23 protein-coding genes and 3 tRNA genes are annotated in these 24,316 nt (G+C 42.7%); 23 read left to right on the forward strand and 3 right to left on the reverse strand.

The annotated features are described in order from the left end of the window. Positions 1–15 precede the first annotated feature (15 nt). Positions 16–2,337: a methyl-accepting chemotaxis protein gene (locus RM544_RS00430; protein WP_311359813.1), complete on the forward strand. Its 2,322-nt coding sequence runs from the start codon at positions 16–18 to the stop codon at positions 2,335–2,337. Positions 2,338–2,379: 42 nt separating this feature from the next. Here the strand turns inward: RM544_RS00430 and pheA are convergent, their stop codons facing one another. The 3 genes from pheA to yciH form a co-directional block, all read right to left on the reverse strand. Further along, positions 2,380–3,570: a prephenate dehydratase gene (pheA, locus tag RM544_RS00435; RefSeq protein WP_311359814.1), complete on the reverse strand. Its 1,191-nt coding sequence runs from the start codon at positions 3,568–3,570 to the stop codon at positions 2,380–2,382. A gap of 225 nt (positions 3,571–3,795) precedes the next feature. Beyond that, complete coding sequence (locus RM544_RS00440) at positions 3,796–4,605, reverse strand: response regulator (RefSeq protein ID WP_311359815.1); 810 nt, start codon at positions 4,603–4,605, stop codon at positions 3,796–3,798. 29 nt (positions 4,606–4,634) lie between these two features. Beyond that, positions 4,635–4,958, reverse strand: coding sequence for a stress response translation initiation inhibitor YciH (gene yciH, locus RM544_RS00445; protein ID WP_349254653.1), 324 nt, complete (start codon positions 4,956–4,958; stop codon positions 4,635–4,637). Between the two features lie 254 nt (positions 4,959–5,212). Between yciH and RM544_RS00450 the strand changes: the two genes are divergently transcribed. From RM544_RS00450 to RM544_RS00555, 22 genes are all read left to right on the forward strand, one after another. Then, positions 5,213–6,238 carry an extracellular solute-binding protein gene (locus RM544_RS00450; protein ID WP_311359817.1) on the forward strand — a complete coding sequence of 342 codons (1,026 nt, stop codon included), beginning with the start codon at positions 5,213–5,215 and terminating at the stop codon, positions 6,236–6,238. A gap of 13 nt (positions 6,239–6,251) precedes the next feature. Continuing rightward, complete coding sequence (locus RM544_RS00455) at positions 6,252–7,886, forward strand: ABC transporter permease (RefSeq protein WP_311359818.1); 1,635 nt, start codon at positions 6,252–6,254, stop codon at positions 7,884–7,886. After that, a complete protein-coding gene (locus RM544_RS00460) occupies positions 7,879–8,922 on the forward strand; it encodes an ABC transporter ATP-binding protein (protein ID WP_311359819.1) in 1,044 nt (347 codons plus the stop codon). The genes RM544_RS00455 and RM544_RS00460 overlap by 8 nt, the downstream gene beginning before the upstream one ends. A gap of 117 nt (positions 8,923–9,039) precedes the next feature. Continuing rightward, positions 9,040–11,112 carry a putative bifunctional diguanylate cyclase/phosphodiesterase gene (locus RM544_RS00465; protein WP_311359820.1) on the forward strand — a complete coding sequence of 691 codons (2,073 nt, stop codon included), beginning with the start codon at positions 9,040–9,042 and terminating at the stop codon, positions 11,110–11,112. A 248-nt stretch (positions 11,113–11,360) separates the two neighbouring features. Further along, entirely contained in the window at positions 11,361–13,154 is a 1,794-nt protein-coding gene (gene aspS, locus RM544_RS00470) for an aspartate--tRNA ligase (RefSeq protein WP_311359821.1), read from the forward strand. Positions 13,155–13,157: 3 nt separating this feature from the next. Further along, positions 13,158–13,637, forward strand: coding sequence for a dihydroneopterin triphosphate diphosphatase (gene nudB, locus RM544_RS00475; RefSeq protein WP_311359822.1), 480 nt, complete (start codon positions 13,158–13,160; stop codon positions 13,635–13,637). Between the two features lie 3 nt (positions 13,638–13,640). Continuing rightward, a complete protein-coding gene (gene ruvC, locus RM544_RS00480) occupies positions 13,641–14,165 on the forward strand; it encodes a crossover junction endodeoxyribonuclease RuvC (RefSeq protein ID WP_311359823.1) in 525 nt (174 codons plus the stop codon). 15 nt (positions 14,166–14,180) lie between these two features. After that, positions 14,181–14,810, forward strand: coding sequence for a Holliday junction branch migration protein RuvA (ruvA, locus tag RM544_RS00485; RefSeq protein ID WP_311359824.1), 630 nt, complete (start codon positions 14,181–14,183; stop codon positions 14,808–14,810). An 89-nt stretch (positions 14,811–14,899) separates the two neighbouring features. Further along, the gene (ruvB, locus tag RM544_RS00490) at positions 14,900–15,916 is read left to right on the forward strand and encodes a Holliday junction branch migration DNA helicase RuvB (RefSeq protein ID WP_311359825.1); all 1,017 of its coding nucleotides are present in this window, start codon (positions 14,900–14,902) and stop codon (positions 15,914–15,916) included. A 495-nt stretch (positions 15,917–16,411) separates the two neighbouring features. Then, complete coding sequence (locus RM544_RS00495) at positions 16,412–16,882, forward strand: tol-pal system-associated acyl-CoA thioesterase (RefSeq protein WP_311359826.1); 471 nt, start codon at positions 16,412–16,414, stop codon at positions 16,880–16,882. After that, positions 16,872–17,555, forward strand: a complete 684-nt coding sequence (gene tolQ / locus RM544_RS00500; RefSeq protein WP_311359827.1) for a protein TolQ — start codon at positions 16,872–16,874, stop codon at positions 17,553–17,555. Before RM544_RS00495 ends, tolQ begins: the two co-directional genes overlap by 11 nt. A gap of 46 nt (positions 17,556–17,601) precedes the next feature. Then, positions 17,602–18,024 carry a protein TolR gene (gene tolR / locus RM544_RS00505; RefSeq protein ID WP_311359828.1) on the forward strand — a complete coding sequence of 141 codons (423 nt, stop codon included), beginning with the start codon at positions 17,602–17,604 and terminating at the stop codon, positions 18,022–18,024. Then, positions 18,014–18,850: a cell envelope integrity protein TolA gene (gene tolA, locus RM544_RS00510; protein WP_311359829.1), complete on the forward strand. Its 837-nt coding sequence runs from the start codon at positions 18,014–18,016 to the stop codon at positions 18,848–18,850. Before tolR ends, tolA begins: the two co-directional genes overlap by 11 nt. A gap of 11 nt (positions 18,851–18,861) precedes the next feature. Next, on the forward strand, positions 18,862–20,247 hold the full coding sequence (gene tolB / locus RM544_RS00515) for a Tol-Pal system beta propeller repeat protein TolB (protein ID WP_311359830.1): 1,386 nt from the start codon (positions 18,862–18,864) through the stop codon (positions 20,245–20,247). A gap of 31 nt (positions 20,248–20,278) precedes the next feature. Then, positions 20,279–20,854 carry a peptidoglycan-associated lipoprotein Pal gene (gene pal, locus RM544_RS00520; protein WP_311359831.1) on the forward strand — a complete coding sequence of 192 codons (576 nt, stop codon included), beginning with the start codon at positions 20,279–20,281 and terminating at the stop codon, positions 20,852–20,854. Positions 20,855–20,860: 6 nt separating this feature from the next. Further along, positions 20,861–21,679: a tol-pal system protein YbgF gene (gene ybgF / locus RM544_RS00525; RefSeq protein WP_311359832.1), complete on the forward strand. Its 819-nt coding sequence runs from the start codon at positions 20,861–20,863 to the stop codon at positions 21,677–21,679. A gap of 144 nt (positions 21,680–21,823) precedes the next feature. Beyond that, positions 21,824–21,899: transfer RNA gene (locus RM544_RS00530), tRNA-Lys, on the forward strand. A 30-nt stretch (positions 21,900–21,929) separates the two neighbouring features. Then, positions 21,930–22,005 (forward strand) — tRNA-Lys (locus tag RM544_RS00535). Between the two features lie 191 nt (positions 22,006–22,196). Then, the gene (nadA, locus tag RM544_RS00540) at positions 22,197–23,255 is read left to right on the forward strand and encodes a quinolinate synthase NadA (protein WP_311359833.1); all 1,059 of its coding nucleotides are present in this window, start codon (positions 22,197–22,199) and stop codon (positions 23,253–23,255) included. 99 nt (positions 23,256–23,354) lie between these two features. Then, a tRNA-Ser gene (locus RM544_RS00545) sits at positions 23,355–23,444 on the forward strand. A 35-nt stretch (positions 23,445–23,479) separates the two neighbouring features. Next, entirely contained in the window at positions 23,480–23,755 is a 276-nt protein-coding gene (locus RM544_RS00550) for a hypothetical protein (protein WP_311359834.1), read from the forward strand. A 185-nt stretch (positions 23,756–23,940) separates the two neighbouring features. Further along, entirely contained in the window at positions 23,941–24,315 is a 375-nt protein-coding gene (locus tag RM544_RS00555; protein ID WP_311359835.1) for a helix-turn-helix domain-containing protein, read from the forward strand. The last annotated feature ends 1 nt before the right edge of the window (position 24,316 follow it).

The raw sequence follows: 24,316 nt of genomic DNA on the forward strand, positions 1-24,316 counted from the left end.
AAATCAGGAAAAACCATGTCATTAAAATTTCGTTTTTTGGCTACCATATTAAGTTTGGTGGTTGGTTCATTGCTAGTCTTATCTATTTTAACTATTGTTGTCACTTCCAGCGTGACTGAAAGCGCTTTGACTAAAGCAGCCAAACAGAAACTTACTGCAGAAGCTGTCAGCACTGCACAAGCTATCAATACCTATTTTAGTCAAATGCACTCGCAGCTTAAGGTTGTATCGCAGGATCAACAAACCATAGATGCTGCAAAGACCTTTCTTGCTTCATTTCCCGGCTATTTGAGTGAGCGTGGCAGCATCTCAAGCGCTGAAAAACGTGCTCTTGTTGACTACTATGAAAACGATTTTTCTAGCGTATATCAAAATCGCAATGGCAAACCTTATCAGAACACAAGTAAGCTCATTAATAGCTTAGACGATACTGCTGTGGCATTTCAGCATGATTTTATTGCTGCATCTAGTTTTGACCTAGGCAATAAAGATGGGTTGAGCAGACCTAATAATAACTCTGCATATGCAAGAGCACATGAGAGTTTCCATACAGGATTTCGGCGCTTTCTTCAAGAGTTCGGATATTACGATATTTTTATTGTAAGTGCGGAAAGCGGTGATGTCGTGTATAGCGTATACAAAGAATTAGATTTTGCTACTAATTTGAAAACAGGGGCTTACGCTAAAACAGGGCTTGGCGTGGCCTATGAAAAAGCACTGTCAGCAACCAGTGAAGGGCAAGTGTTCTATTCTGAAATTTCACCCTATTCGCCATCCTATGACGCAATGGCGGGTTTTATCTCTGCACCAGTTTACAACAACAATAAAATAATTGCGGTGATGATTTATCAACTTCCTCTAGACCGTATCAATAATGTTTTAACACGAGAAAAACAATGGGTTGAGCAAGGCTATGGTTTATCGGGGGAAACGTACCTATCTACTTCAAATAATTTATTGTTAACCGAGAGTCGTTTTTTCCTCGAAGATGAAAAAACTTATCTTACAGCGATTCAAGGTAACTTTCCCAATGCGGCAGCTGCTATAAAACTATCTGGCACATCTGTTGGAAATCAGCCGGTAGATACTAAGTCATCGCGAGCTGCTCTTAACGGAAACAGTGGTTTTAATACGATAAAAGATTATCGTGGAGTTGATGTTTTTTCATCGTATCTGCCAATCAAATTTGGCGATCAAACCATCGCTCTAATGGCTGAAATTGACGTTGATGAAGCCCTACAATCCGCATCTGAGATCCGCAGCACTTTGCTTCAGTTCATAATCATCATTATGTTTATTGTTATTATAATCTCGAGTTTAGTTGGCTATATTTTGACGAAAAAAACCACTCAACCACTCGAAAATGTAGGGCTTATTTGTGAAGACCTAACATCTGGTGATGGTGATCTAACAATACGATTAGAAAAATGTGGTATTTCAGAAATTGATAATTTGTTGATGGCGTTTAATGTTTTTATTGGTCAGGTGCACGATATTATTTCGTCGATTAAGACAGATAGTATGGCGCTTGCATCAGCTGCAGAAGAATTGTCTGCTACAACAAACCAAAGCGAATATGTTACTAGCGAGCAAAGAGGGGAAACTCATGCTGTTGCCTCAGCAGTAGAAGAGTTGGGCGCATCTATTGTTGAGATATCGAAAACAGTCGTTAAGAATCGCGAAAATAGTGAGCTAGCGAAAAAAGGCTTGCGAGAAAACCTGAGTAAAACAGACTATGCAGTACAGAACATTAGAGATTTAGTTTCCTTGATCAAAGAGTCAAGTGAGATTATTCAATCATTAAAAGTCGAGGTTAGCCAAGTAACAAATCTGCTGGATGTAATTACCAGTATTGCCGATCAAACTAACTTACTTGCATTAAATGCCGCAATTGAAGCAGCTCGGGCTGGAGAAGCAGGACGGGGTTTTTCAGTTGTTGCTGATGAAGTTCGCACTTTAGCTACTCGTTCACAAGAAAATACTGTGCAAATAACTAAAATTGTTGAGCGTATGACTTCTTCATCAGACCGCAGCGTTGAGTCAATGGCAGTTGCTGTTACTGCCGCGGATAAAGGGATTGATCTGGTCGATACTGTGACCAGTGCGCTTACTGAATTGTCATCTGCTCTAGAAGAGTTTCAAGATCTTGCAGAAGTTGTAGCAAATGCGACTGAAGAACAAACCGCAGCGTCAAATTCTGTCAGTGAAAGTATCACTAAGATCAGTGATATGGCATTAGATGTTGAAAGTGGCGCAAAGGAAACTAGTAATGCGGCTAACGAGTTGGCAGAAATTGCAGAGAGAACAAACAGCATGGTTGGTAGGTTCAAAGTATAACTTTATCCCTACCAATTAGCTGTCGATCAACTTACTTTAAGTTCATTCCATTAAGGCGTTTACAGCAGCCACTTTAGTCGGGCTGACTTCTTCCACAGGATAACAACCAAGCACTTTAAAGTAACGTGTCATTCCACGAAGTGCTTCCATAGCTTGCTGCATGGGGCCGTCTTCAATATTGCCTTCAACATCTAAATAGAACATTTCTTCCCACGGGTTACCCGTGATCGGTCGCGATTCTAACTTAGTCATATTGATTTGATTTTCTTTCAATACCAACAACGCTTCGACTAACGCCCCAGGCTTTTGAACGGTAGACATGATTAAGGTTGTTTTTGCTGGTACTTGCAACGGTACCTTAACCGAATCACTCGCGACGACAATAAAACGACTGTGATTTTCTTTCTGATTAGCCAAGTTTGATTTTATTGCTTTCAAACCATACAAAGCGCCGCCAGCTTCACTGCCAATAGCAGCCACTTCGCTTGAGTTCATTTCATTAACAATCATCATGGCAGCTGAGGTGCTATCACAGGGTTTTACTTCAACATTGCCAAGTTCAGCAAGGAAGTGACTGCATTGAGCAAATACTTGAGGATGAGCGTAAAGCGTTTTAATTTTGCCACTCTCATTACTGTCAACGCCTTCAGAAACCAAAAGTGCATGCTTAATAGGGTGGGTTAATTCACCTACGATGCTCAAACGTGTATGTTGGAGTTGGTCGTAAACTTCATTGATACTGCCAGATGAAGTGTTTTCGATAGGGAGTACGGCGTAGTCAGCTTCACCTGACTCTACCTTATTAATAATTTCAGCGAAACTTTGGCAGCCTATCTCTAAGAGTTCACCTGGGCGACGTGAGAAATATTTTTGTGTCGCGAGATAACTGTATGAACCTTTGTCACCCAGGAAGGCGACTCTGTTCAGTGGTTTTTCACTACTAGGGTTTGCCCAACGCGCTAGCATCGCCTGTTGATTTAATACAGAATCTTCAATGATAACGTGAAAGAGTTGAGTCACATAGTGAGGATCTAAGCCAAATGTTTGGCCTTGTTTAATTAAACGAACCAGAAGTTGTTCTTCCCGCGCTTGGTCACGCACCGGAATATGGTTTTTAATCTTTGTTTCAGCTACTTGATTGGTCAAACCTTGACGTTCAGAAAGTAGACTGAGTAATTGAGAATCCAGATCGGTAATTTTTACGCGAATCTCTTCTAATTCTTGCTTAGGCACTGTAGCTCCTTGGAGAAAACGGATATTGCCAAATGTTTGCTCACGAAAGCTATTTGGTAAAGACACTTTGATATATATGCGTCATCAAAAAAATGCTGTGATGACGCTACATGAAATGTATGAAAGTGATGGGATGGTGTCAACGGCTTAAAGAAGAAATTTCCTAAAATAAGCAAAATTTATTAAAAATTATCCTAAAAATTTGATGAAACAGCTTGTTAGGGGCTATTCGCCCTCAGAATCCAACAAACGGATTAGCATTGCTTTCACCTCATCAGACTCAAATGGTTTATCACAAAGCGCATTTACACCAGTTTGCTGTATGTTCGCCATGTGAGGACTAGAGCTAGACTCTGAAGTTACCATGATGATTGGGATGTGAGTGGTTGCTGGGTTGAAGCGTATGAACTCTGATAGTTCTCGACCGTCCATTTCAGGCATATTATAGTCGGTTACCACAAGGTCGAATTCATGGTCTTTAAGCATTGTCAGCGCATGCGCACCATTTTCTGCCTCTTTTAATTTACTCAAGCCCATTCCCTCTAGGACTCGGCGAATATGATTCCTCGCGAGTCGACTATCATCTACTACGAGTACCCTGACATCTTGAACATCGAAGAAGTTCAAGTTGAGCTCATCGGTATTAATCAACTGCAAGCTGGCGTTTAAGCCTCTGGATAAATGAATTGGTTCAAACGGTTTTGGCAAAATCGCAGCAACACCGGCTTGCTTGAACTCATCTAACTTGCTCAGACTGTTCTCACTGCTGACAAGCATGAATGGAATAGAGGCAGTACTTTCGTCCTGTTTGATAAACTTGATAATATCCAGTCCGTTACCATCAGCAAGATACATCGTGCTCACCACAATATCAGCACCATGGGCACTAATGGCTGCTTTAGCCTCGCTGACTGTCTTTACCACATCAACTGTTTGTACATCTTCGCCCAACAACAAGGTCTTGATGATCTTGCTTTGGGTGTCGGAAGGCTCCACCAATATTATGTGTAAATCTGATATAGAAAGTTTATGCATTGCTTCAGTTTCTCTCGCTCAAAGTAGGTTTAGCCGCCTGCTAACTTAACTCGCATTCCCTTAGCTTCTAATAGTTGTTTTAGCTTGTCACGAACATCGCCTTGAATTTCGATCTTATGATCCTTAACCGAACCACCGCACCCACATTGTTTTTTTAATTGTGTGCACAATGCTTTCAGTTCTACATCGTTCATGGCCAAGCCATCTATAATACTCATTCCTTTGCCTTTTCGCCCTTTAGTTTCTTTGCGAATGCGAACAATGCCATCGCCTTTAGGGGCATCACTTTGAGTATTATTTGTTTCTTTTATTCTACCTGTATCGGTCGAATACACTAATCTTGAATCATTCATTGTCAAAAAACAGATATTTCGTTAGTTGTCATGGCATTGAGTATATCTTATGGCTAATACCATTGCTATTGAACACTTTTTATAAACACGACGTAGTGAAAGTTACTTAAAGTAATTACCCTGTAGTATTGCAATTGAGAACTATTATCAATTACACTTGTCGTAATCCTAAGTATCGCTATTCAAATACAAATGAAAGGCGTTGAACTTATCAGTAAGTAACTGAATAACATAAAAAAGGGGTATTTGCCTAGATGAAAGTGATGAACAAAACGAAAATGTTACTTGTTGCTTCGTTTGCAACATTTTTTACGGCAACTAGCATCGCTGCTGAAGTGAACGTCTACTCCGCTCGTAAAGAAGCGTTGATCAAGCCGATTCTTGACGACTTTACTGAGCAAACTGGTATAAAAGTCAATTTGATTACGGGCAATGCTGACGCACTTATTTCGCGAATAAAATCTGAAGGTCAATTTAGTCCTGCTGACGTGCTTGTGTCGACAGATGTCGGCCGCTTAGTTCGAGCCAAGCAAATGGGCATTACACAAGCTAATGATGACGATATTGTGAAGAGTAGCGTGCCAGCTTACTTGCGCGATGAAGACGAACATTGGACAGCATTGACACTGCGTGCAAGACCCATCATGTACGCAAAGGACAGAGTTGTCCCTGAAACACTATCAACGATGCAAGGCCTTACTAATGAAGAATGGAAAGGGCGTATTTGTATCCGTTCTTCAAACAATATTTATAATCAGTCAATGATTTCTGGCATGATCCAGACACAGGGCGATGCAAAAACGTTAGCTTGGGCCGAGGGTTTAGTTGAAAACTTTGCACGTTCCCCAAAAGGTGGTGATCGCGACCAAATCAAAGCCGTGGTTGCTGGTGAGTGTGATATTGCGATTGCTAACACCTATTACCTAGCTGGGATGCTGAATTCCGAAGATGCAGATACTCGCAAAGTGGCTGAGCAAGTTGCTGTATTTTGGCCGGATCAAGCGGGCGCTGGTGCTCATGTGAACATCTCAGGTATTAGCATCGCCAAGCATGCGACAAACACAGCCGAAGCAAAAAAGCTGGTTCAGTTTATGTTGAGCGACCAAGCTCAGTCATGGTATGCAGACACAAACCATGAGTATCCTATAAAAGAAGGCATAGAATGGAGCGATACGCTGAAGGAAATGGGCGAGTTTAAAGCACAAGAAGTCTCGCTAACCAAAGTAGGTGAAACAAATGCGAAAGCACTTATGTTGATGGACCGCGCTGGATGGCGTTAGGCTCGATCGCCGAATGCAATTAAAAGCGTCGGCATTCTCCCTTTATACAGTATTGGCAGGCCTAATCATTGGCCTGCCAATTTTTGTTGTGCTCCTGAGTTTTTATTCATTGGACACTGCTGTTTGGACTCATCTCAGTGAAACGGTATTAAGCGGCTATATTTACAATTCATTAGTCCTCGCGCTTGGTGTTGGCTTCGGGGCTACCTTATTAGGTACCGGTCTGGCTTGGTGTGTTGTGAGCTACGATTTTGTCGGCAAGATCTGGCTTCAGCGTCTTATTCTTTTACCTCTGGCTATGCCCGCATACATCATTGCCTATACTTATACTGGGCTACTTGATTTCTCTGGTCCTGTACAATCAACGTTGCGAACATGGTTTGAGCTCGGTAAACAGGATTATTGGTTCCCTGAGGTAAGGTCGTTGCCAGGAGCAATCATCATGATGGCACTGGTTTTGTACCCCTATGTGTATATCTTGGCTCGAACCGCATTTGCTGAACAGGCGCAGAAATTCCGTGAAGTCAGCGTGCTTGCCGGTGTTTCAAAATTTCAACATTTCTTGCAGGTGGCATTACCATTAGCAAGACCCGCTATTATGACGGGGGCAGCGCTGGCGATGATGGAAGCATTAGCCGATTTCGGAACCGTTGAGTACTTTGGAGTCAGTACTTTTACCACCGGCATTTATCGCACGTGGTTCGGGATGGGTGACATCCAAGCGGCATCGCAGCTATCAGGTTTACTGTGTATGTTTGTCTTTGCTTTGTTAGTGCTTGAAAAGCAAAGCCGGCGAAGTGCTGAAACATATTCATCGCGGCAGGGTACAGGGACTCAGGCGCTTAAGCTAAGCACCGGGAAAGGAACAACAGTCCTTTTGTTGTGCAGTTTACCGCTTATATTTGGCTTCATAGTGCCATTTATTCAACTCGCGGTCTGGGCTTTAGCCTATACTGATGCTGGCAGTCTAGGTGAGTACCCGTCATATGCCTTGAATTCAGCTATGCTTGCAGCCATTGGTACCGTGGTTATCGTGCTACTCGCCTTAATGTTTAGCTATGCCAAACGGCTTCAAGCAACAAAGCTAAACCGTTCCGTTGTTCAATTTGTTGGTTTGGGCTATGCAATGCCAGGTACCGTTATTGCAATTGGCGTGCTTATCCCTCTTGGCTGGCTAGATATCAAATTAAACCTCTTTACCAAGCACTTTTTTGATGTCCAACCCGGTTTAGTCTTTTCTGGCACTATTGTCACTTTGATTTTTGCTTATACTATTCGTTTCATGAGTGTCGCTTTGCACAATACAGAGGCCGGTATTCAACGTATTAAACCAAGTATGGATGAAGCTGCTATCACACTCGGCGACACGCGCTTACAAACCTTATTCAAAGTCCATATTCCTTTATTGTCGGCTAGCCTGCTAAGCGCGTGTTTACTGGTATTTGTGGATATATTAAAAGAATTGCCAGCGACGCTCGTGTTACGGCCATTCAACTTCAATACTTTAGCGGTGAAAACCTTCGAACTGGCTTCAGATGAGCGCTTAATCGATGCTGCTTTGCCAGCTATCACGATTGTACTCGTCGGCATTCTTCCGGTGCTATTGTTAACGCGAACCTTGAATCAAATAGAGAAAAAACATGCTTGATATTCGAGACCTTACACTCAGTTACGGCGACAATACTGTACTTCATAATGTGTCGCTGTCACTTGCTCAGGGTGAAATTGGATGTGTCCTTGGTCCATCAGGCTGCGGTAAAACAACCTTGTTACGCGCTATTGCTGGCTTCAAAAAGCCTGAGTCCGGCTGCATTACTATTGGCGAGCAAACCGTTTGTGATGAATTGGTAAATATCGAAGTAGCTGAGCGGAAAGTAGGGGTTATTTTCCAAGATTTTGCTTTATTCCCGCATTTGAGCGTTGAAAAAAATATTGCTTATGGATTGCAGAAAATCAATAAGCAAGAGCGCAAAACATTGACTGACAGTGCAATGGCGCTGGTAGACTTACAGGATTATGCGCACAAATATCCCCATGAATTGTCGGGCGGACAACAACAACGAGTTGCCATTGCCAGAGCATTAGCGCCCAAACCAGATTTGCTGCTTCTTGATGAAGCATTTTCTAGTCTTGACCCCGAACTGCGTGAGCGCTTGTCAGGCGAAATACGAAGCCTGTTAAAAAAACAAAACATCACAGCATTGTTAATTACCCACGATCAAACAGAAGCGTTTGCTATGGCTGATAAAATTGCTGTATTGCAAGATCATGTTTGTCATCAGTGGGATACGGCTTATGCGCTTTATCATGAACCCGCGACAGAATTTGTGGCGAAGTTTATTGGTGAAGGTACATTTATAGAAGGTACGATCAGGCAAGAAAATCAGCAATTGATTATTGATACGCACTTGGGAAGCTTTCCTCTCGAGCCCGGGAAACCGCTCGCAGAAGGCATCAAAGGGAAGCTATTGGTGCGACCTGATGATTTACGGCATCAAGATGAAAGCTTATTAAAAGCTCAGGTGGTAGGGCGTTCATTCAGAGGTGCGCACATCATGTATCGGCTACAACTTGAGAATTCCAATGAGACGCTGCTTTGCTTGGCTCCCAGCCATCATGACCACGCAGTTGGTGAAAGTTTTGGGATCCATTTAGAAATCGAACATGTCATTTGTTTTGCTTGATCTTGTATATTTCAATAAATTATTGCGTTGTGGTTAAAATTCGACCATAGTGACAACGGTGCGATAAAACCTTAGTGTTTGATATGGAGAGCGTTTTCACAGGAGGGTATGCAGTAGATGTTTAAGAGTATTCAATCTTCATTGATTGTTATTGTTATCAGTGTTGTGATCCTTTCGTCTTTGACGGTTCTAGCTGTAGCCCTAAATGAAAGCGAATCGTCATACACAGTGGTAGCTAAAAAGGGGGCACTGGGTGTTACCCGAAGTATTGCGAAAACACTCAATAAAGTAGAGGCATCTGAAAGTCAATTAAGTGACGTGATGGCGTATTTTGAGCTATATCCAAACGTTGTCATGGCTGAGTTGAAAACTGCTGACCGCACCGTTTTAGCTAGCTACAAAAGCAAATTTCCTGTTGCTGATTTATCACTCGCTGCACAGTCGATAGAAGAGCTGCCTAACGAACCACCGCTTGGCTCCTTTGAAACCCACAATGAATTGCTTACCACAACCTTGGTGACTTTGCAGAGTGGGCAAACTGCATATTTAGTGGTCATCAGTGATATTTCTAGCCAGATATTTTCAAATAGAGAGGAGCTATTAACAACATTAGCGCCACTTGTGCTACTCGTGATGATGGTCTCTTTATTTATCACTGTATGGTTAATCAATCGTATTACGTGGCCAGTCATACAACTCACCGATTTTACCAAACGCGTAAGAGATGAAAATAACTATAAGTTGCGTGCTACGCCTACCGGTACTCAAGAAGTGATTACCTTGAAGCGAAATATCAACGCGATGATGGACACCATCAGCGAAGAATTAGACAAAAACCAAGCGACTACCGATCAGTTGATTGAGCAGCAGAAGCTAATGTCTAAACTCGCTAACTTCGACAGTCTAACGGGCTTACCAAACCGACAATTCGTGCTAGATAACTTGCGTTTAGAACTGTCTCGCGCTAAACGCTCGAAACAAGAAATCTCGCTCCTGTTCTTTGATCTCGACGGATTCAAAAATGTGAATGATTCTCTTGGACATGAAACGGGTGATAGTTTGTTGATTGCTGTATCAGAGCGAGTAAAAACGGTATTGCGAGAGGGCGACCTATTTGCCCGCTTAGGTGGTGATGAATTCCTGATTGTGCCAGACAAAGAGGCTCACTCGGTTGCCAGCCCAGTGATGCTTGCCGAGCGTTTGCTTAAGGCTATGGAAGCGCCGGTCATATTAGACGATATAGAATTGCAGATGTCAGTAAGCATCGGTATTGCCAATGCCTCGGATGTTGACTTCGATTTGTCACAGCTAGTGGGCAACGCGGATATTGCGATGTATCGCTCTAAGACTGATGGCCGAGGCACGTATACCGTGTTTACCGATGACATGAATGAAGGGACGAAGCGTCGCTTGGAAATTGCCAACAGTATTTTGAATGGCTTAGAGCGAGACGAATTTAAAGCGTTTTATCAACCCAGAGTTGACCAACGGGGCACGATTGTAGGTTATGAAGCGCTCATCAGGTGGGAGCATCCTACATTCGGTAATATTTCACCGGTAGAGTTTATTTCGATAGCTGAGCACAGCGGTAAGATTAGGAAGATTACTGCCTGGATGGTTAAGCAAGTCTGTAAGGAGCTGGCTCAGATCCAAGCGATGAAGTCAGCCGATATCCGTGTGTCGATAAACCTGTCGGCGCATGACCTTCACGATAAAGGTTTATATCAATATCTGGTAGATACGATTAAAGAATACAAAGTTAGCCCGAAAAACCTTGAGTTTGAGGTGACTGAATCTGCTTTTTTAGAAAGTTTTAAGGTCAGTAATCAGTTTATTAACAAAGTACATCAATTGGGGTGCTTAATTGCTCTCGATGACTTTGGCACGGGTTACTCGTCGCTCAGCTACCTTACTCAAATGAGTGTAGACACGCTGAAAATCGATCGTGAGTTTGTCAAAGAACTCGATTCGTCTACTCAAAGTCGGCTAGTGACTCAAAGTATTATTGATTTGGCAAAGCGCCTTAAATTAAGCGTATGTGCAGAAGGTGTTGAAAATCAATTTCAGCAAGATTACTTAGCAGAAAATCAATGTAATCAGTTTCAAGGTTTTTATTACGATAAACCTGCGCCATTGAGCAAACTAGCTGATGCGCCGAAGGATTATCGTTCTCACTTTGAGAAAGTCTAAAGCACTGTTTCTGCCAGTGTACGATTATCCAGCAACATGCCCCGAATAAGTTACTAATAATTGCATTCAGCCGTTTAGAATCCCGATTGATTAGTTTATAATTCCATGCTTTCAGGCACACGAGTGTAGCCGTGCAATCTTTTGTACTGGCTTTTACACATGCTCTTGCTCTTTTACGAGCAAAGTCGAGGCCATTCGAACAAGTATCGTCTGATACTCAAATAATTAGCTCTATTGGGATGTAGTTTATGCGCACAGATTACTGTGGAAATATTGATGCAAGCTTCGCGAATAAAGAAGTGACGCTTTATGGTTGGGTGAACAAGCGACGTGACTTGGGCGGTGTGATTTTTATCGATTTACGTGATCGTGAAGGCATTGTGCAAGTGGTGATTGACCCTGATACTGCGGACACATTTGAGCTAGCATCTACTTTGCGCGCAGAATTTTGTGTTGAGATTAAAGGCTTAGTGCGTTTACGCCCAGACTCTCAAGTAAACAAAGATATGAAAACAGGCGAAATTGAAGTGCTAGGTAAGGCTCTTTCTATCTTCAACAGCGCGCCAGCATTACCTCTAGACTGGAATCAAGAAAACTCTGAAGAGCAGCGATTAAAATATCGTTACTTAGATTTGCGCCGTCCGATGATGACCGAGCGCTTAGTATTCCGTTCAAAAGTAACTGCCGCGGTGCGTCGCTTCCTAGAGGATAGTGGTTTTCTTGATATCGAAACGCCAATTTTAACCAAAGCCACACCGGAAGGTGCTCGCGATTATTTAGTGCCAAGCCGGACGCACAAAGGTCAGTTCTTTGCATTGCCACAGTCTCCTCAATTATTTAAACAATTGCTGATGATGTCTGGCATGGATAAGTATTATCAGATCGTAAAATGCTTCCGAGATGAAGATTTGCGTGCCGATCGTCAACCTGAATTTACCCAAATAGATATCGAAACCACTTTCTTAGACGCTCAAGGTGTTATGGATATCACAGAGCGCATGATTAGAAACTTGTTTTCACAGTTGCTAAACGTTGATTTAGGTGAATTCCCTAAGATGAGCTATGCAGAAGCCATGCAGCGCTACGGTAGTGATAAACCAGACTTGCGTAATCCGCTTGAACTGGTTGATGTAGACGATATTGTGAAAGATATTGATTTTAAAGTATTCAGTGGCCCAGCAAATGATGAAAAAGGCCGTGTTGCAGCTATTAGAGTACCTAACGGTGCAACGCTATCACGTAAACAGATTGACGAATATGGTAAATTTGTTGGTATCTACGGAGCAAAAGGCTTGGCTTGGATTAAAGTCAATGACTTAGCTGCTGGTTTGGAAGGTCTACAATCGCCAATTTTAAAATTCTTCGATGACGCTGCTGTAACAGCATTACTAGAAAAAACGGGTGCACAAACAGGTGACATTTTATTGTTTGGTGCAGACACTAGCGCAATCGTTACAGATGCCATGGGTGCACTTCGTTTGAAGCTTGGTCAAGATTTTGATTTGTTGGAAGGCGAGTGGAAACCTTTATGGGTTGTCGACTTCCCAATGTTTGAAGAAGTAGATGGTCAATTATACGCGTTACATCATCCATTCACTGCGCCACGTGACTCTAGCATTGACGCGCTGAAAGCAAATCCAGCAGCAGCATTGTCAAACGCTTACGATATGGTCTTAAACGGTGTTGAGCTAGGCGGCGGTTCGGTTCGTATTCATAACATGGATATGCAAGCAACTGTATTTGAATTACTCGGTATTAGTGATGAAGAAGCGAATGAGAAATTTGGTTTCTTATTAGAAGCACTGCGTTACGGTACCCCACCACATGCTGGTCTGGCATTCGGTTTGGATCGCATGGTTATGCTAATGACGGGAGCAGAGTCGATTCGCGATGTGATGGCCTTCCCGAAAACCACTACTGCGGCATGCCCATTAACGGATGCGCCAGGATTCGCTAATCCAGCTCAACTTGCTGAACTTTCTATCGTAACCGTGTTAGAAAAAGAAAAAGGTGAGGCGGAAGATGGCGCTGGTGATGCATAATCGATGCAGTTAAAACGGCCTGAATCGGTACTTGTGATTATTCGTGACTTGAATGAGCAAGTACTGATCATGCAACGTGATGATGATGCTGATTTTTGGCAATCAGTCACCGGCACAGTAGAAGAAGGTGAAGCCCCCTTAGTGACAGCCTATCGGGAATTACTGGAAGAAACCGGTATTTCCCTGTCAAAAGCGCAGCATCCCATTGTCGATTGTCGACGAGTGAATCAATATCAAATAAGGTCTGCTTGGCTTTATCGCTACCCCGAAGGTACACAGTTCAACAACGAATACGTATTTAGTATACAAGTGCCAGTAGGCCTACCAATTAAGTTAACAGAGCACACAGATTACGCTTGGGTAACAAAATCAGAAGCTATTGAGCGCGTGTGGTCTAAAACTAACCGCGACGCTATTGCTGATTTTGTGCCGGATGTTCAAGTGGCTCACGTTAGCAAAACCCCACTTAATCCACCGAGTTAATCAATGTCCATCATTCTTGGAATCGACCCAGGCTCTAGGATCACCGGATATGGTGTGATCAAAGTTGCGGGTGGCAAGGCAAGTTACTTAGGTAGTGGTTGTATTCGCGTTGCTCATGACGAGTTGTCCATCCGCCTAAAAAGAATATTCGATGGAGTGAGTGAAATTATTCAGCAATTTTCTCCAGACGATTTTGCGATTGAACAAGTATTTATGGCCAAAAATCCCGATTCAGCACTGAAGTTGGGACAAGCTAGGGGCGCAGCCATCGTTGCGGCAACAAATTTCGATTTACCCGTCGCCGAATATTCTGCCCGACAAATCAAACAATCTGTTGTAGGCACAGGTGGCGCAGATAAAACACAGGTGCAGCATATGGTCATGCATCTATTGAAATTGAGTGCCACTCCACAGGCGGACGCAGCGGATGCATTGGCAGTCGCTTTGTGTCATATTCATACTCAACAGAGTTTAATTAAAATGTCAGGACGCGTATCTAAAACAGTGCGTGGAAGACTCAGAAAATAATAGGTAATAGACGACATGATCGGCCGAATTCGCGGAACTCTTATTAGTAAAACACCGCCCGATATTCTTATTGATGTGCAAGGCGTGGGATACGAAATTCAACTGCCGATGACCAGCTTCTATCAACTACCCAACGTAGGTGAAGAAGCGATAGTTTATACCCACTTTGTGGTGCGTGAAGATGCGCAACTCTTGTTTGGTTTTTCAGATACATCCGAGCGTGCTTTATTCAGAGAGCTGATTAAAGCGAATGGGGTTGGACCTAAACTAGCGTGTACCATCCTGTCAGGCATGTCGGCACAGGACTTCATGCACTGCGTGATCCATGAGGACGTGACAAATCTAGTTAAATTGCCAGGTGTCGGAAAGAAAACGGCAGAACGCTTGGTTGTAGAATTGAAAGATAAACTTGAGAAACTATCTCAAGCTGATGCACACTTTGATATGTCAAATACATCAGCTAATTTGGTTGATGTGAAAAAACCACTCTTGCAAGGCTCTGCGCATGCGAAAGACGAGGCGCTCAGTGCATTATTGGCATTAGGTTACAAACCCGTGCAAGCAGAGAAAGTGATCAAACAAATCTACCAAGACGGAATGACCAGTGAACAAGTGATCCGTGAGTCACTCAAATCAATGGTGTAGGTTTAAATATTGTGTGGCTTGTCCAACACAAGATGAATACGAAAAAATAGCAATTAATAGTTACGAGTACACTATTCAAGGAATATCGAATGATTGAAGCCGACCGTTTGGTTCAAGCTGGCGCAGATCGCGAAGACGAAGTCATTGATCGCGCAATCCGACCGAAAATGCTGTCGGATTACACAGGACAAGACCATGTGTGCGAGCAAATGGAAATTTTTATTGAAGCTGCTCGCAAACGAAATGATGCGCTTGATCATCTCTTGATATTTGGGCCTCCAGGTTTGGGTAAAACCACCTTGGCGAACATTGTAGCAAATGAGATGGGTGTAAATATTAAAACTACCTCGGGCCCAGTATTGGAAAAGGCAGGGGACCTTGCTGCATTGCTAACCAACTTGGAAGAAAACGACGTTCTATTTATAGATGAAATTCACAGGTTAAGCCCTGTCGTGGAAGAAGTGCTATATCCCGCTATGGAAGACTATCAGCTTGATATCATGATAGGTGAGGGTCCAGCTGCTCGTTCGATTAAACTAGACTTACCGCCTTTTACCTTAATTGGTGCGACGACTCGTGCGGGTTCACTCACATCGCCATTGCGAGACCGTTTCGGTATTGTGCAGCGTTTAGAGTTTTATAACGTCACAGACCTTACCGATATTATTCAGCGCAGCGCATCTTATTTGAATCTCCAAATGGAGAAAGAAGGTGCATTTGAAGTTGCAAAACGATCTCGCGGCACACCTAGAATAGCAAACCGTTTGTTACGTCGTGTTCGTGATTATGCGGAAATAAAGGCTGACGGAAACATCAATTCAGACGTTGCAGGCAAGGCACTCAATATGCTTGATGTTGACCAACAGGGCTTTGATTTCATGGACAGAAAACTATTACTCGCCATCATTGAGAAATTTATGGGGGGCCCAGTCGGCTTAGACAATATCGCAGCAGCCATTGGCGAAGAAAAGGAAACGATCGAAGATGTGATTGAACCCTATCTTATTCAGCAGGGTTTTCTGCAAAGAACACCACGCGGTCGTATCGCCACGCAACACGCTTATTTGCATTTTGGATTGACTCTGCCGTCCTCGGAAAAAGACTAGGCCTGTTATAAATCGTCATTCCTGTAACCGAACGTCATTCCTGCGATAACTTGTCATTCCTGCGATAACTTGTCATTCCTGCGAAGGCAGGAATCTGGTCCCCGCCTGCGCGGGGATGACGAGAGGCGGGGATGACGAGAGGCGGGGATGACGAGAGGCGGGGATGACAAAAAACAGGCAAAAAAAAGCCCACACAATCGGTGGGCCAAAACAACAAGTAAAACGGAAGGAATACCGTTATCAGGGAACATAAATAGCTAAACGACAAGTTGGGTTAACTAATTAAGTGATGCGTATTTTAGACAGATCCGATGAGATATCAAACTAGAAATACTTGCTAGATTAATTAGTTTTTCTAATGATTTGCTTGAGCTGGTTAACTTTTATTTAACAAGGTCTCACTGTTGGTCGGCTTTTAGGGTCGAAGTGAAACTTTCTTTGATATATCGACATTCGTATTGCCATACAAAATCTAGGGTAAAATAAGAGGCTAATTTGAACAATTCAGATGTTTTTTCTATACCTATTCGCGTATATTACGAAGATACCGATGCCGGTGGTATTGTTTATCATACAAATTATTTAAAGTTCATGGAACGCGCCAGAACCGAATGGTTGAGAGATTTAGGCTTAGAACAACAAAGTTTATTGGAACAATCCGTAGGTTTTGTCGTCAAAGACCTGAATATGCAAAATACTAAGGCGGCAGTATTCAATGATATGTTGAGTATTAGCTGTGAGGTAGTAGAATTGCGCAAGGCAAGTATGTTGTTCAAGCAACATGCATATCGAGTAAAAGACGATAGCCTCGACAAAAATATAATACAAAATAATAAAAATAATCTGAGTAGTGAAAAAGAACTACTTGTAAGCGCTGAAGTTAGAGTGGCCTGTGTGGATTTAGGAAAAATGAAACCTATTGCCATTCCTGACTTTATATTAAGGGAAATCAAACGTGCAGTCTGAAATGTCTATCCTTAACTTGTTTTTAGAAGCAAGTATAGTTGTACAATTTATTATGCTCTTGTTACTCACGGTATCCGTGGTGTCTTGGGCCTTTATCTTTCAACGCAATGCGGTATTAAAAGCAGCGACCAATGAAGTAAAAGTCTTCGAAGATAAATTTTGGTCCGGCGCTGACCTCAATAAACTCTATCAGGAACTCTCTGCCAGAGCGCAGCTTACCGGCTTATCCCTGATCTTTTGCTCTGGGTTTAAAGAGTATGTGCGTCTACGCAAAACATCAGGTGCTGTTAGTGAAGCAATTATGGATGGTACCTATCGTTCTATGCGTGTCACGATGTCTCGTGAAGTAGATGAACTTGAAGCTCGCCTGCCATTCTTAGCGACTGTTGGTTCGATTTCTCCTTATGTCGGCTTATTAGGCACTGTGTGGGGGATTATGAATTCCTTTATCGCACTTGGCCAAGTTAAACAGGCCACCTTAGCAATGGTTGCACCAGGCATAGCAGAAGCGCTGATTGCGACAGCAATCGGTTTGTTTGCGGCTATCCCAGCGGTTGTTGCATTCAACCGTTTCAGCAATCGTGTCGAAAAATTAGAGAACGCTTATGGCAACTTCATGGAAGAGTTCTCAGCTATCTTAAATCGCCAAAATATGGCGTCCTCCAACCAATAGGCGATGCACGTGCATAGCTTACGTTGGCAAATAGAGGAGGTGTGAAGTGTTTGTAAGAAAACGTAGAAAGCCAGTTTCAGAAATTAATGTGGTGCCTTATATCGACGTTATGTTGGTGTTGTTAGTTATTTTCATGGCAACGGCCACTGCAGTGACACAAGGCGTGAAGGTTGATCTGCCAAAAGCGGATGCCAAAACAATCGAAACTGAAGAAGACGACATGTTGATTGTGTCAATTGATGCAGCGGGTTCCTATTATTTGAACATCGGTGATGACTCGAATGCAGAGTTGACCGCAGCAGACGTGATCGGTTTAGTTCAAGCCAAACTCGCGCAATCACCGAACATTCCTGTCGTTGTAAATGGTGATGGCAAAGTGCCTTATGAGAAGGTAGTCGAACTGATGGTGATATTGCAAAGCGCTGGTGCGCCTTCAGTTGGCTTGATGACTGATCCGAATGACGTTTAAAGAAACAAATAAATCACGAAAGCCAATGGACCTGAAAAAGAAATCATTCTTGATTTCTATCGGTGCGCATTTGGCTTTGGTGATTTCGTTATTAGTGAGTTTTCAATTCGCGGCAAAACCGGTCGACTTGGCGACGGGAACAAAAGATACCAAAGCCCCGGTGATCATCGAAGCAACGTTCATCGACAGCAATGTGCTAGAAGCAAAAAAACGTGAGAAGCAACAAGCCGAGGCGGCTGCAAAAAGAAAACGTGAGCAAGAAGCGGCTCAGAAACGTAGAGATCAACAACGTAAAAAAGAGCAGCAAGAAAAGGCTGATAAAGCAAAACGTTTAAAGGCTGAGCAAGATAAAAAGCGCAAAGAGGAAGCTGCGCGCGCTGAACGTGAACTGCAAGAAAAGGCGCGTTTGGCAGCAGAAAAAGCAAAGCAAGAAAAGGCTGAACAAGAGCGCCAGAAAAAGCTGGCTGAAGAACGAGCCAGACAAGATAAAGCTTTGCAAGAACAAATAGCGCAAGAGCAAGCGGAACGAAATGAGCGTAGGCAGCGTCAAATTTTGTCAGAGCTGCAAATTGCAAATAGCAAAATAAAAGCGCGAATAGAACAAAACTTAATAGAAACGGGTAATTTATCGGGTAAGTCCTGTCGCTTGAAATTGCGCATAGCAGCGAACGGTCTAGTCTTAGATGCCCGGAAAGTTGATGGCGACGACGCGCTTTGTATAGCGCTTAGAAATGCAGCACTACGAGCGAAAACTTTACCAATGCCGGCAGATGAAGACGTAAATAAAGAATTAAGAGATACAATTTTAAGGTGGGATAATAATTAATGGTTCAAACAATGATAAAAGAGCTACGCTCAGCCAAACAATGCTTAAGTACGTTATTTGTGTTCCTGACACTAATCGTGGCCAGCGCACAGGTCAGTGCAGCCACTAATGAGATCATCATTACGGGAGGCGTTGACTCCGCGCGTCCTATAGGAATTGTCCCTTTCAAATATACCGGCACTGTAAGTTTACCAGAGAACTTGAGCGAAGTTATTGCATCTGATTTACAGCGCAGTGGTAAATTCAGTCCATTGAAGTTATCGAACATGCCACAATTTCCTAGCACTGATAGTGAAATTAACTACCAAGCATGGGCCGATAAAGGCATCGATATGCTTGTTGTGGGCAGTATTGAAGCAAGCGGTTTGAATCAATTTTCAGTGCGCTTCGAACTTGTTGATGTTTTACAAGCTATCTCAACAGGTGGACAATCCAAGTCACTTCAGAATGGCCAACTGGTATTAACCAGAGATCACATTCTTGAACAACGCTCTAAAACGATAGAAAGTGCAGACTTCAGACAGTATGCGCATATTATCAGTGATATTGTGTATGAAAAGCTAACAGGTGAGCGCGGCGCATTTTTAACACGTATCGCATACATCAAAGTGATGGACAGAGACACTAATCCAAAACCTTTCCGTTTAGTCATTGCCGACTATGACAACGAAAACCCGACTACCTTATTGAGTTCACCTGAACCATTGATGTCACCTACATGGTCGCCAGATGGCAACAGTTTGGCATACGTGAGTTTTGAAAATAAACGCTCGCAAATTTACATTCAAGATATTTACACGACTAGCCGTACAAGATTGACCGATTTTCCTGGCATTAATGGTGCGCCAACTTTTTCTCCAGATGGCAAGAAGCTAGCAATGGTGCTGTCTAAAGACGGTAATCCTGAAATCTATGTGATGGATTTACAAAGCCGCAAACTTACCCGAGTGACGCGAAATCGTGCCATTGACACCGAGCCTTCTTGGACGCCAGATGGAAAAAGCTTAATATTTACTTCCGAACGGGGTGGTAAACCGCAGATTTATCGAGTAAATTTAGCGAGTAACCGTAAAACTAGGCTAACATTCGAAGGCGAGATGAATTTAGGGGCTGCGGTAACACCAGATAATTCGCAATTAGTGATCGTAAATCGAACGCGAGGCAATTATCATATAGCGAAACAAGATTTGAAAAACGGTGATATGTTGGTGTTGACTAAAACGTACCTAGACGAGTCGCCCAGTATTTCTCCGAATGGAAGTATGATAATATATAGCGCACTGGAGAATGGTAATTCGGCATTGTCCTGGGTTTCACTCGACGGGCGATTTTCGTTTAGAGAGCCAGTGACTGATGGGGAAGTAAAATCTCCGAGTTGGTCGCCGTTTTTACTATAAATTGAATTTTATAAAATAATAAGGAACTAGTATGTTGAACAAAAACACACTCAAAACGCTTATGGTAGTTGTACCTTTACTAACGTTAGCGGCATGTAAATCTGGCCCTACGGAAGAAGAGATACAAGCTGAGAAAAACCGCGCCGCTGAAGCTGCTGCGGCTGAAGCTGAAGCTGCAAAAGCAAGAGCGGAAGAAGAAGCACGTAAAGTTGAACTTGCGAAAGCGGAAGGCTTACGTAAAGCACAACAAATGATGGAAGATGAGAAAGAAAAACTTTCTAATCAAAACGTTGTTTATTTTGACTTCGATGGTGCAAACGTGAAGTCTGACTTCCATTCAGTACTAGATATGCATGCGGCATTCTTGGTGAAAAACCCAGGTCAATCAATTGTTATCGAAGGTCACTGTGATAACCGTGGTACGCCAGAGTACAACATTGCATTAGGCGAGCGTCGTGCTAAATCAGTACAAACTTACTTACAAAACGCAGGTGTGAGCTCTTCACAAATTTCAGTTGTATCTTACGGTGAAGAAAAGCCAGCTGTACAAGGCGCGTCTGAGTATGCATTCGCTCAAAACCGTCGTGGTGTAGTGGTATATCAATAAGAACCTATGATTAAACCAATTCTAACAGTTGGTCTCATTAGTTTTACAGGCGCTTGGGCATTCGCTCAAGCGCCTGTTGTCGATCTAAACGATCCAAAAGAAACTGAGCAGACACAAACAACACAAACTAACAGCAGTAATTTGGTGATTGCGAATCCAACCGATATCGAAACCCGCTTACTGATTTTAGAAAGAAAAGATAAAAGCCGTGTGGAAGCGCAGCAGCGAGTGCAAATGCAGCTTGATACCTTGCAGTCGGAAGTCGATGAGTTAAGAGGCTCTATTGAGCTACATAACCATCAACTGGAGCAAATACTGCAACGTCAGCGTGAATTGTACTTAGAGCTTGATAATCGTTTTGCTAAGCTGTCAGAGCAAACGACATCGCTGGGTCAATCTACTGGAGCCACTCCAAGTGTGCCAAGCATCACGCCAAGTATTCCAACAGGGCAATCTGAAGAGCAAGCGTATCAGTCTGCGGTTAATCTAATTCTGAAAGATCGCAATTATGATGACGCAATTCCAGCCTTTCAAAGTTTCCTGAGTGATTTTCCAAACTCTAGTTATACCGACAATGCACATTATTGGTTAGGACAACTATTGTTCAATAAGCAAAATTGGGACGGCGCACGAGAGCAGTTTGAGAGCGTAGTGAATAACTTCCCTGATTCTCCAAAACGTGCTGATGCAATTTTGAAGCTAGGAATGGTCGAAAAATCGGTGAATAATTTGTCACAAGCCAGAAGTTTGTTCGAGCAAGTGATAAATGAGTACCCAGATTCGACACCAAGTCGCTTGGCAAATGAGCAACTAAAAAGCTTGTAATTTTCTAATTACGAGCTTTTTGTTTACTTTACACGCAAATCGTAAATTAAATTAAATAAAACGCATTTAAAGGTTGCACCGCGTTTCGATTTGAGTATTATATGCCGCCGTTGACGTAGATACGCAACTGAAAGAGATGCAATTGGGTCGTTAGCTCAGCTGGTAGAGCAGTTGACTTTTAATCAATTGGTCGCTGGTTCGAATCCAGCACGACCCACCAATTATCTACATCAACTATCCTTTTGAAAGTGGGTCGTTAGCTCAGCTGGTAGAGCAGTTGACTTTTAATCAATTGGTCGCTGGTTCGAATCCAGCACGACCCACCACTTCAAAATCTATGTGCAAATATTTACATCCTTCCTTGCACATTCAAATTAGCAAATCACAGAAATAGACAGCAATAGTTAATAACATTGCATTCAACGTAAAATTTATTTCCCCAGCCTACTAGCAAATTGTGAACTTTTTATTGCACTAGGTTATAATAATCAAACCATTGAAAAATACTTTAAAGCTCATGACAAACGCGGTAAAAGCAGAACGAATTTCATATCCTTTTCCAGCAAAGCCTATTCCAATCACTTCAGATTATGCAGAACAACTGAAAGCGGAAATACGCACCTTGCTGCAACAAAAAAACGCGGTATTAGTTGCACACTATTATACGGACCCCGTGATTCAAGCTTTAGCAGAAGAAACGGGTGGCTGCATTTCTGATTCTCTTGAAATGGCTCGCTTTGGTCGTGACGCGGAGCAAAAAACCTTGCTTGTTGCTGGCGTAAAATTCATGGGTGAAACTGCCAAAATATTAAGCCCAGAGAAAACCGTCATCATGCCAACCCTAGAAGCAACTTGTTCTTTGGACTTAGGTTGTCCAGTAGAGCAGTTTTCAGCTTTCTGTGATGCACACCCTGATCATACTGTGGTGGTGTATGCGAATACTTCAGCTGCGGTGAAGGCGAGGGCAGATTGGGTAGTAACATCTAGCATTGCACTAGAAATCGTTGAACACCTAGATAGCCAAGGCAAAAAAATTATTTGGGGTCCAGACCGCCACTTGGGTGCCTACATTCAAAAAGAAACGGGTGCTGAGATGCTCATGTGGGACGGCGAATGTATTGTACATGATGAGTTCAGCGCGCAGGCCCTAGAAAAAGCTAAGCACTTACATCCTGATGCAGCTGTCCTAGTGCATCCAGAATCGCCCGCTAGCGTGGTAGAGATGGCCGATGCAGTTGGTTCTACGTCTCAATTAATAAAAGCCGCGACAGAGCTTCCTAACAACAAATTTATTGTGGCAACAGATAAAGGCATTTTCTACAAAATGCAGCAGCTAGCGCCAAACAAAGAATTTATCGAAGCACCAACAGCAGGTAATGGAGCAACGTGTAAAAGCTGTGCTCATTGCCCGTGGATGGCGATGAACGGTTTAGAAGCAATGCGTGATGCGCTACTAGACCATGACGGTCGCGAAGTCTTTGTGAACGATGATTTACGTCAACGCGCTTTAGTGCCACTAGATCGTATGTTGGGCTTTGCTGCTGAGTTAAATATGAAATTAAAGGGCAATGCGTAGCTAATACTCGGTAAACGAAAATCAATGCTTGAAAGGTGCGATGGTTTTCCCTACTATACGCGCCGCATTTGCTAATTCCTGATTAGCAAACACAGTTTAGGAGAGGTGGCTGAGTGGCTGAAGGCGCACGCCTGGAAAGTGTGTTTAGGGTTAAACCTAACGAGGGTTCGAATCCCTCTCTCTCCGCCAGATAATCACTGAAGCCCTGTATTTACGGGGCTTTTTTGTATCAATTATATGGCGTAGAACAAAACTCTGTCTCAGAACTCTGTCTCAACAAGGCAGAAGACGATGCAAAAAAATACATCAACCTACCTCTACAAGTACAAAGATTCATCAAATTATTTTTTTCGTATCCGCGAGGGTATTGTCGACCGGAACATGCAGAAGGCTCGGTTGATATTGAAGCGCATATGATAAAATGTCGCCAATTTACCGATATTGACTACAAATTTTTTCATTTTGATAATCAATCCAATCGTATTATCGTACTTTCTTAGACTAGTAGCTTGCTGATAAATCCCTTTTATATTCCCCTTGGCGATTTCTATAGTGAATAAATCTAATGTATCGGGGTTTTAATGCTTTTATAGTGAAAATGTACACTATTAAAAGGGTTGCATAATAATGAATATAAACATTATAATTGTTCTTATATTCTACAATGATGTTAATTAGCAATATTATGAAGCTAGAAAAAATGAACAACAAGGCTATCATGATGGAGATGGGGCAGCGCTTTTTGCTGGCACGTTTAAATGAAGGCTTAGAACAAATAGAGTTGGCAGACAAGGCTGGTGTGAATGTAAGCACTGTCCAAAGCTTGGAAGGTGGTAAGCGAAGTGTTGGTTTTGAAAAAATCATTTCGATATTACGTGCTCTAGGGAAGTTGCACGAGTTGGATAACTTCATGCCTAAACCACCTGTGCGATCTACTTCGTTGCTCACCACGAAGAATCAAGTACGTAAACGTGCAGCAAAAGGTAAGAAGAAGCAATCCAGTAACGAGCCGTTTGAATGGAATAAAGTCATACCACACACAGATAATACTAAGGATTGAA

This window comes from Brumicola blandensis (assembly GCF_031846165.1).
Taxonomy (GTDB): Bacteria; Pseudomonadota; Gammaproteobacteria; order Enterobacterales; family Alteromonadaceae; genus Glaciecola; species Glaciecola blandensis.

Bases quoted from the DNA above. Each gene is read 5' to 3' on its own strand.
- RM544_RS00430 (WP_311359813.1), top strand. From the start codon at position 16: ATGTCATTAAAATTTCGTTTTTTGGCTACCATATTAAGTTTGGTGGTT.
- RM544_RS00440 (WP_311359815.1), bottom strand. From the start codon at position 4,605: ATGCATAAACTTTCTATATCAGATTTACACATAATATTGGTGGAGCCT.
- yciH (WP_349254653.1), bottom strand. From the start codon at position 4,958: ATGAATGATTCAAGATTAGTGTATTCGACCGATACAGGTAGAATAAAA.
- RM544_RS00450 (WP_311359817.1), top strand. From the start codon at position 5,213: ATGAAAGTGATGAACAAAACGAAAATGTTACTTGTTGCTTCGTTTGCA.
- RM544_RS00455 (WP_311359818.1), top strand. From the start codon at position 6,252: ATGCAATTAAAAGCGTCGGCATTCTCCCTTTATACAGTATTGGCAGGC.
- RM544_RS00460 (WP_311359819.1), top strand. From the start codon at position 7,879: ATGCTTGATATTCGAGACCTTACACTCAGTTACGGCGACAATACTGTA.
- RM544_RS00465 (WP_311359820.1), top strand. From the start codon at position 9,040: ATGTTTAAGAGTATTCAATCTTCATTGATTGTTATTGTTATCAGTGTT.
- aspS (WP_311359821.1), top strand. From the start codon at position 11,361: ATGCGCACAGATTACTGTGGAAATATTGATGCAAGCTTCGCGAATAAA.
- nudB (WP_311359822.1), top strand. From the start codon at position 13,158: ATGCAGTTAAAACGGCCTGAATCGGTACTTGTGATTATTCGTGACTTG.
- ruvC (WP_311359823.1), top strand. From the start codon at position 13,641: ATGTCCATCATTCTTGGAATCGACCCAGGCTCTAGGATCACCGGATAT.
- ruvA (WP_311359824.1), top strand. From the start codon at position 14,181: ATGATCGGCCGAATTCGCGGAACTCTTATTAGTAAAACACCGCCCGAT.
- ruvB (WP_311359825.1), top strand. From the start codon at position 14,900: ATGATTGAAGCCGACCGTTTGGTTCAAGCTGGCGCAGATCGCGAAGAC.
- tolA (WP_311359829.1), top strand. From the start codon at position 18,014: ATGACGTTTAAAGAAACAAATAAATCACGAAAGCCAATGGACCTGAAA.
- tolB (WP_311359830.1), top strand. From the start codon at position 18,862: ATGATAAAAGAGCTACGCTCAGCCAAACAATGCTTAAGTACGTTATTT.
- pal (WP_311359831.1), top strand. From the start codon at position 20,279: ATGTTGAACAAAAACACACTCAAAACGCTTATGGTAGTTGTACCTTTA.
- ybgF (WP_311359832.1), top strand. From the start codon at position 20,861: ATGATTAAACCAATTCTAACAGTTGGTCTCATTAGTTTTACAGGCGCT.
- nadA (WP_311359833.1), top strand. From the start codon at position 22,197: ATGACAAACGCGGTAAAAGCAGAACGAATTTCATATCCTTTTCCAGCA.
- RM544_RS00555 (WP_311359835.1), top strand. From the start codon at position 23,941: ATGAAGCTAGAAAAAATGAACAACAAGGCTATCATGATGGAGATGGGG.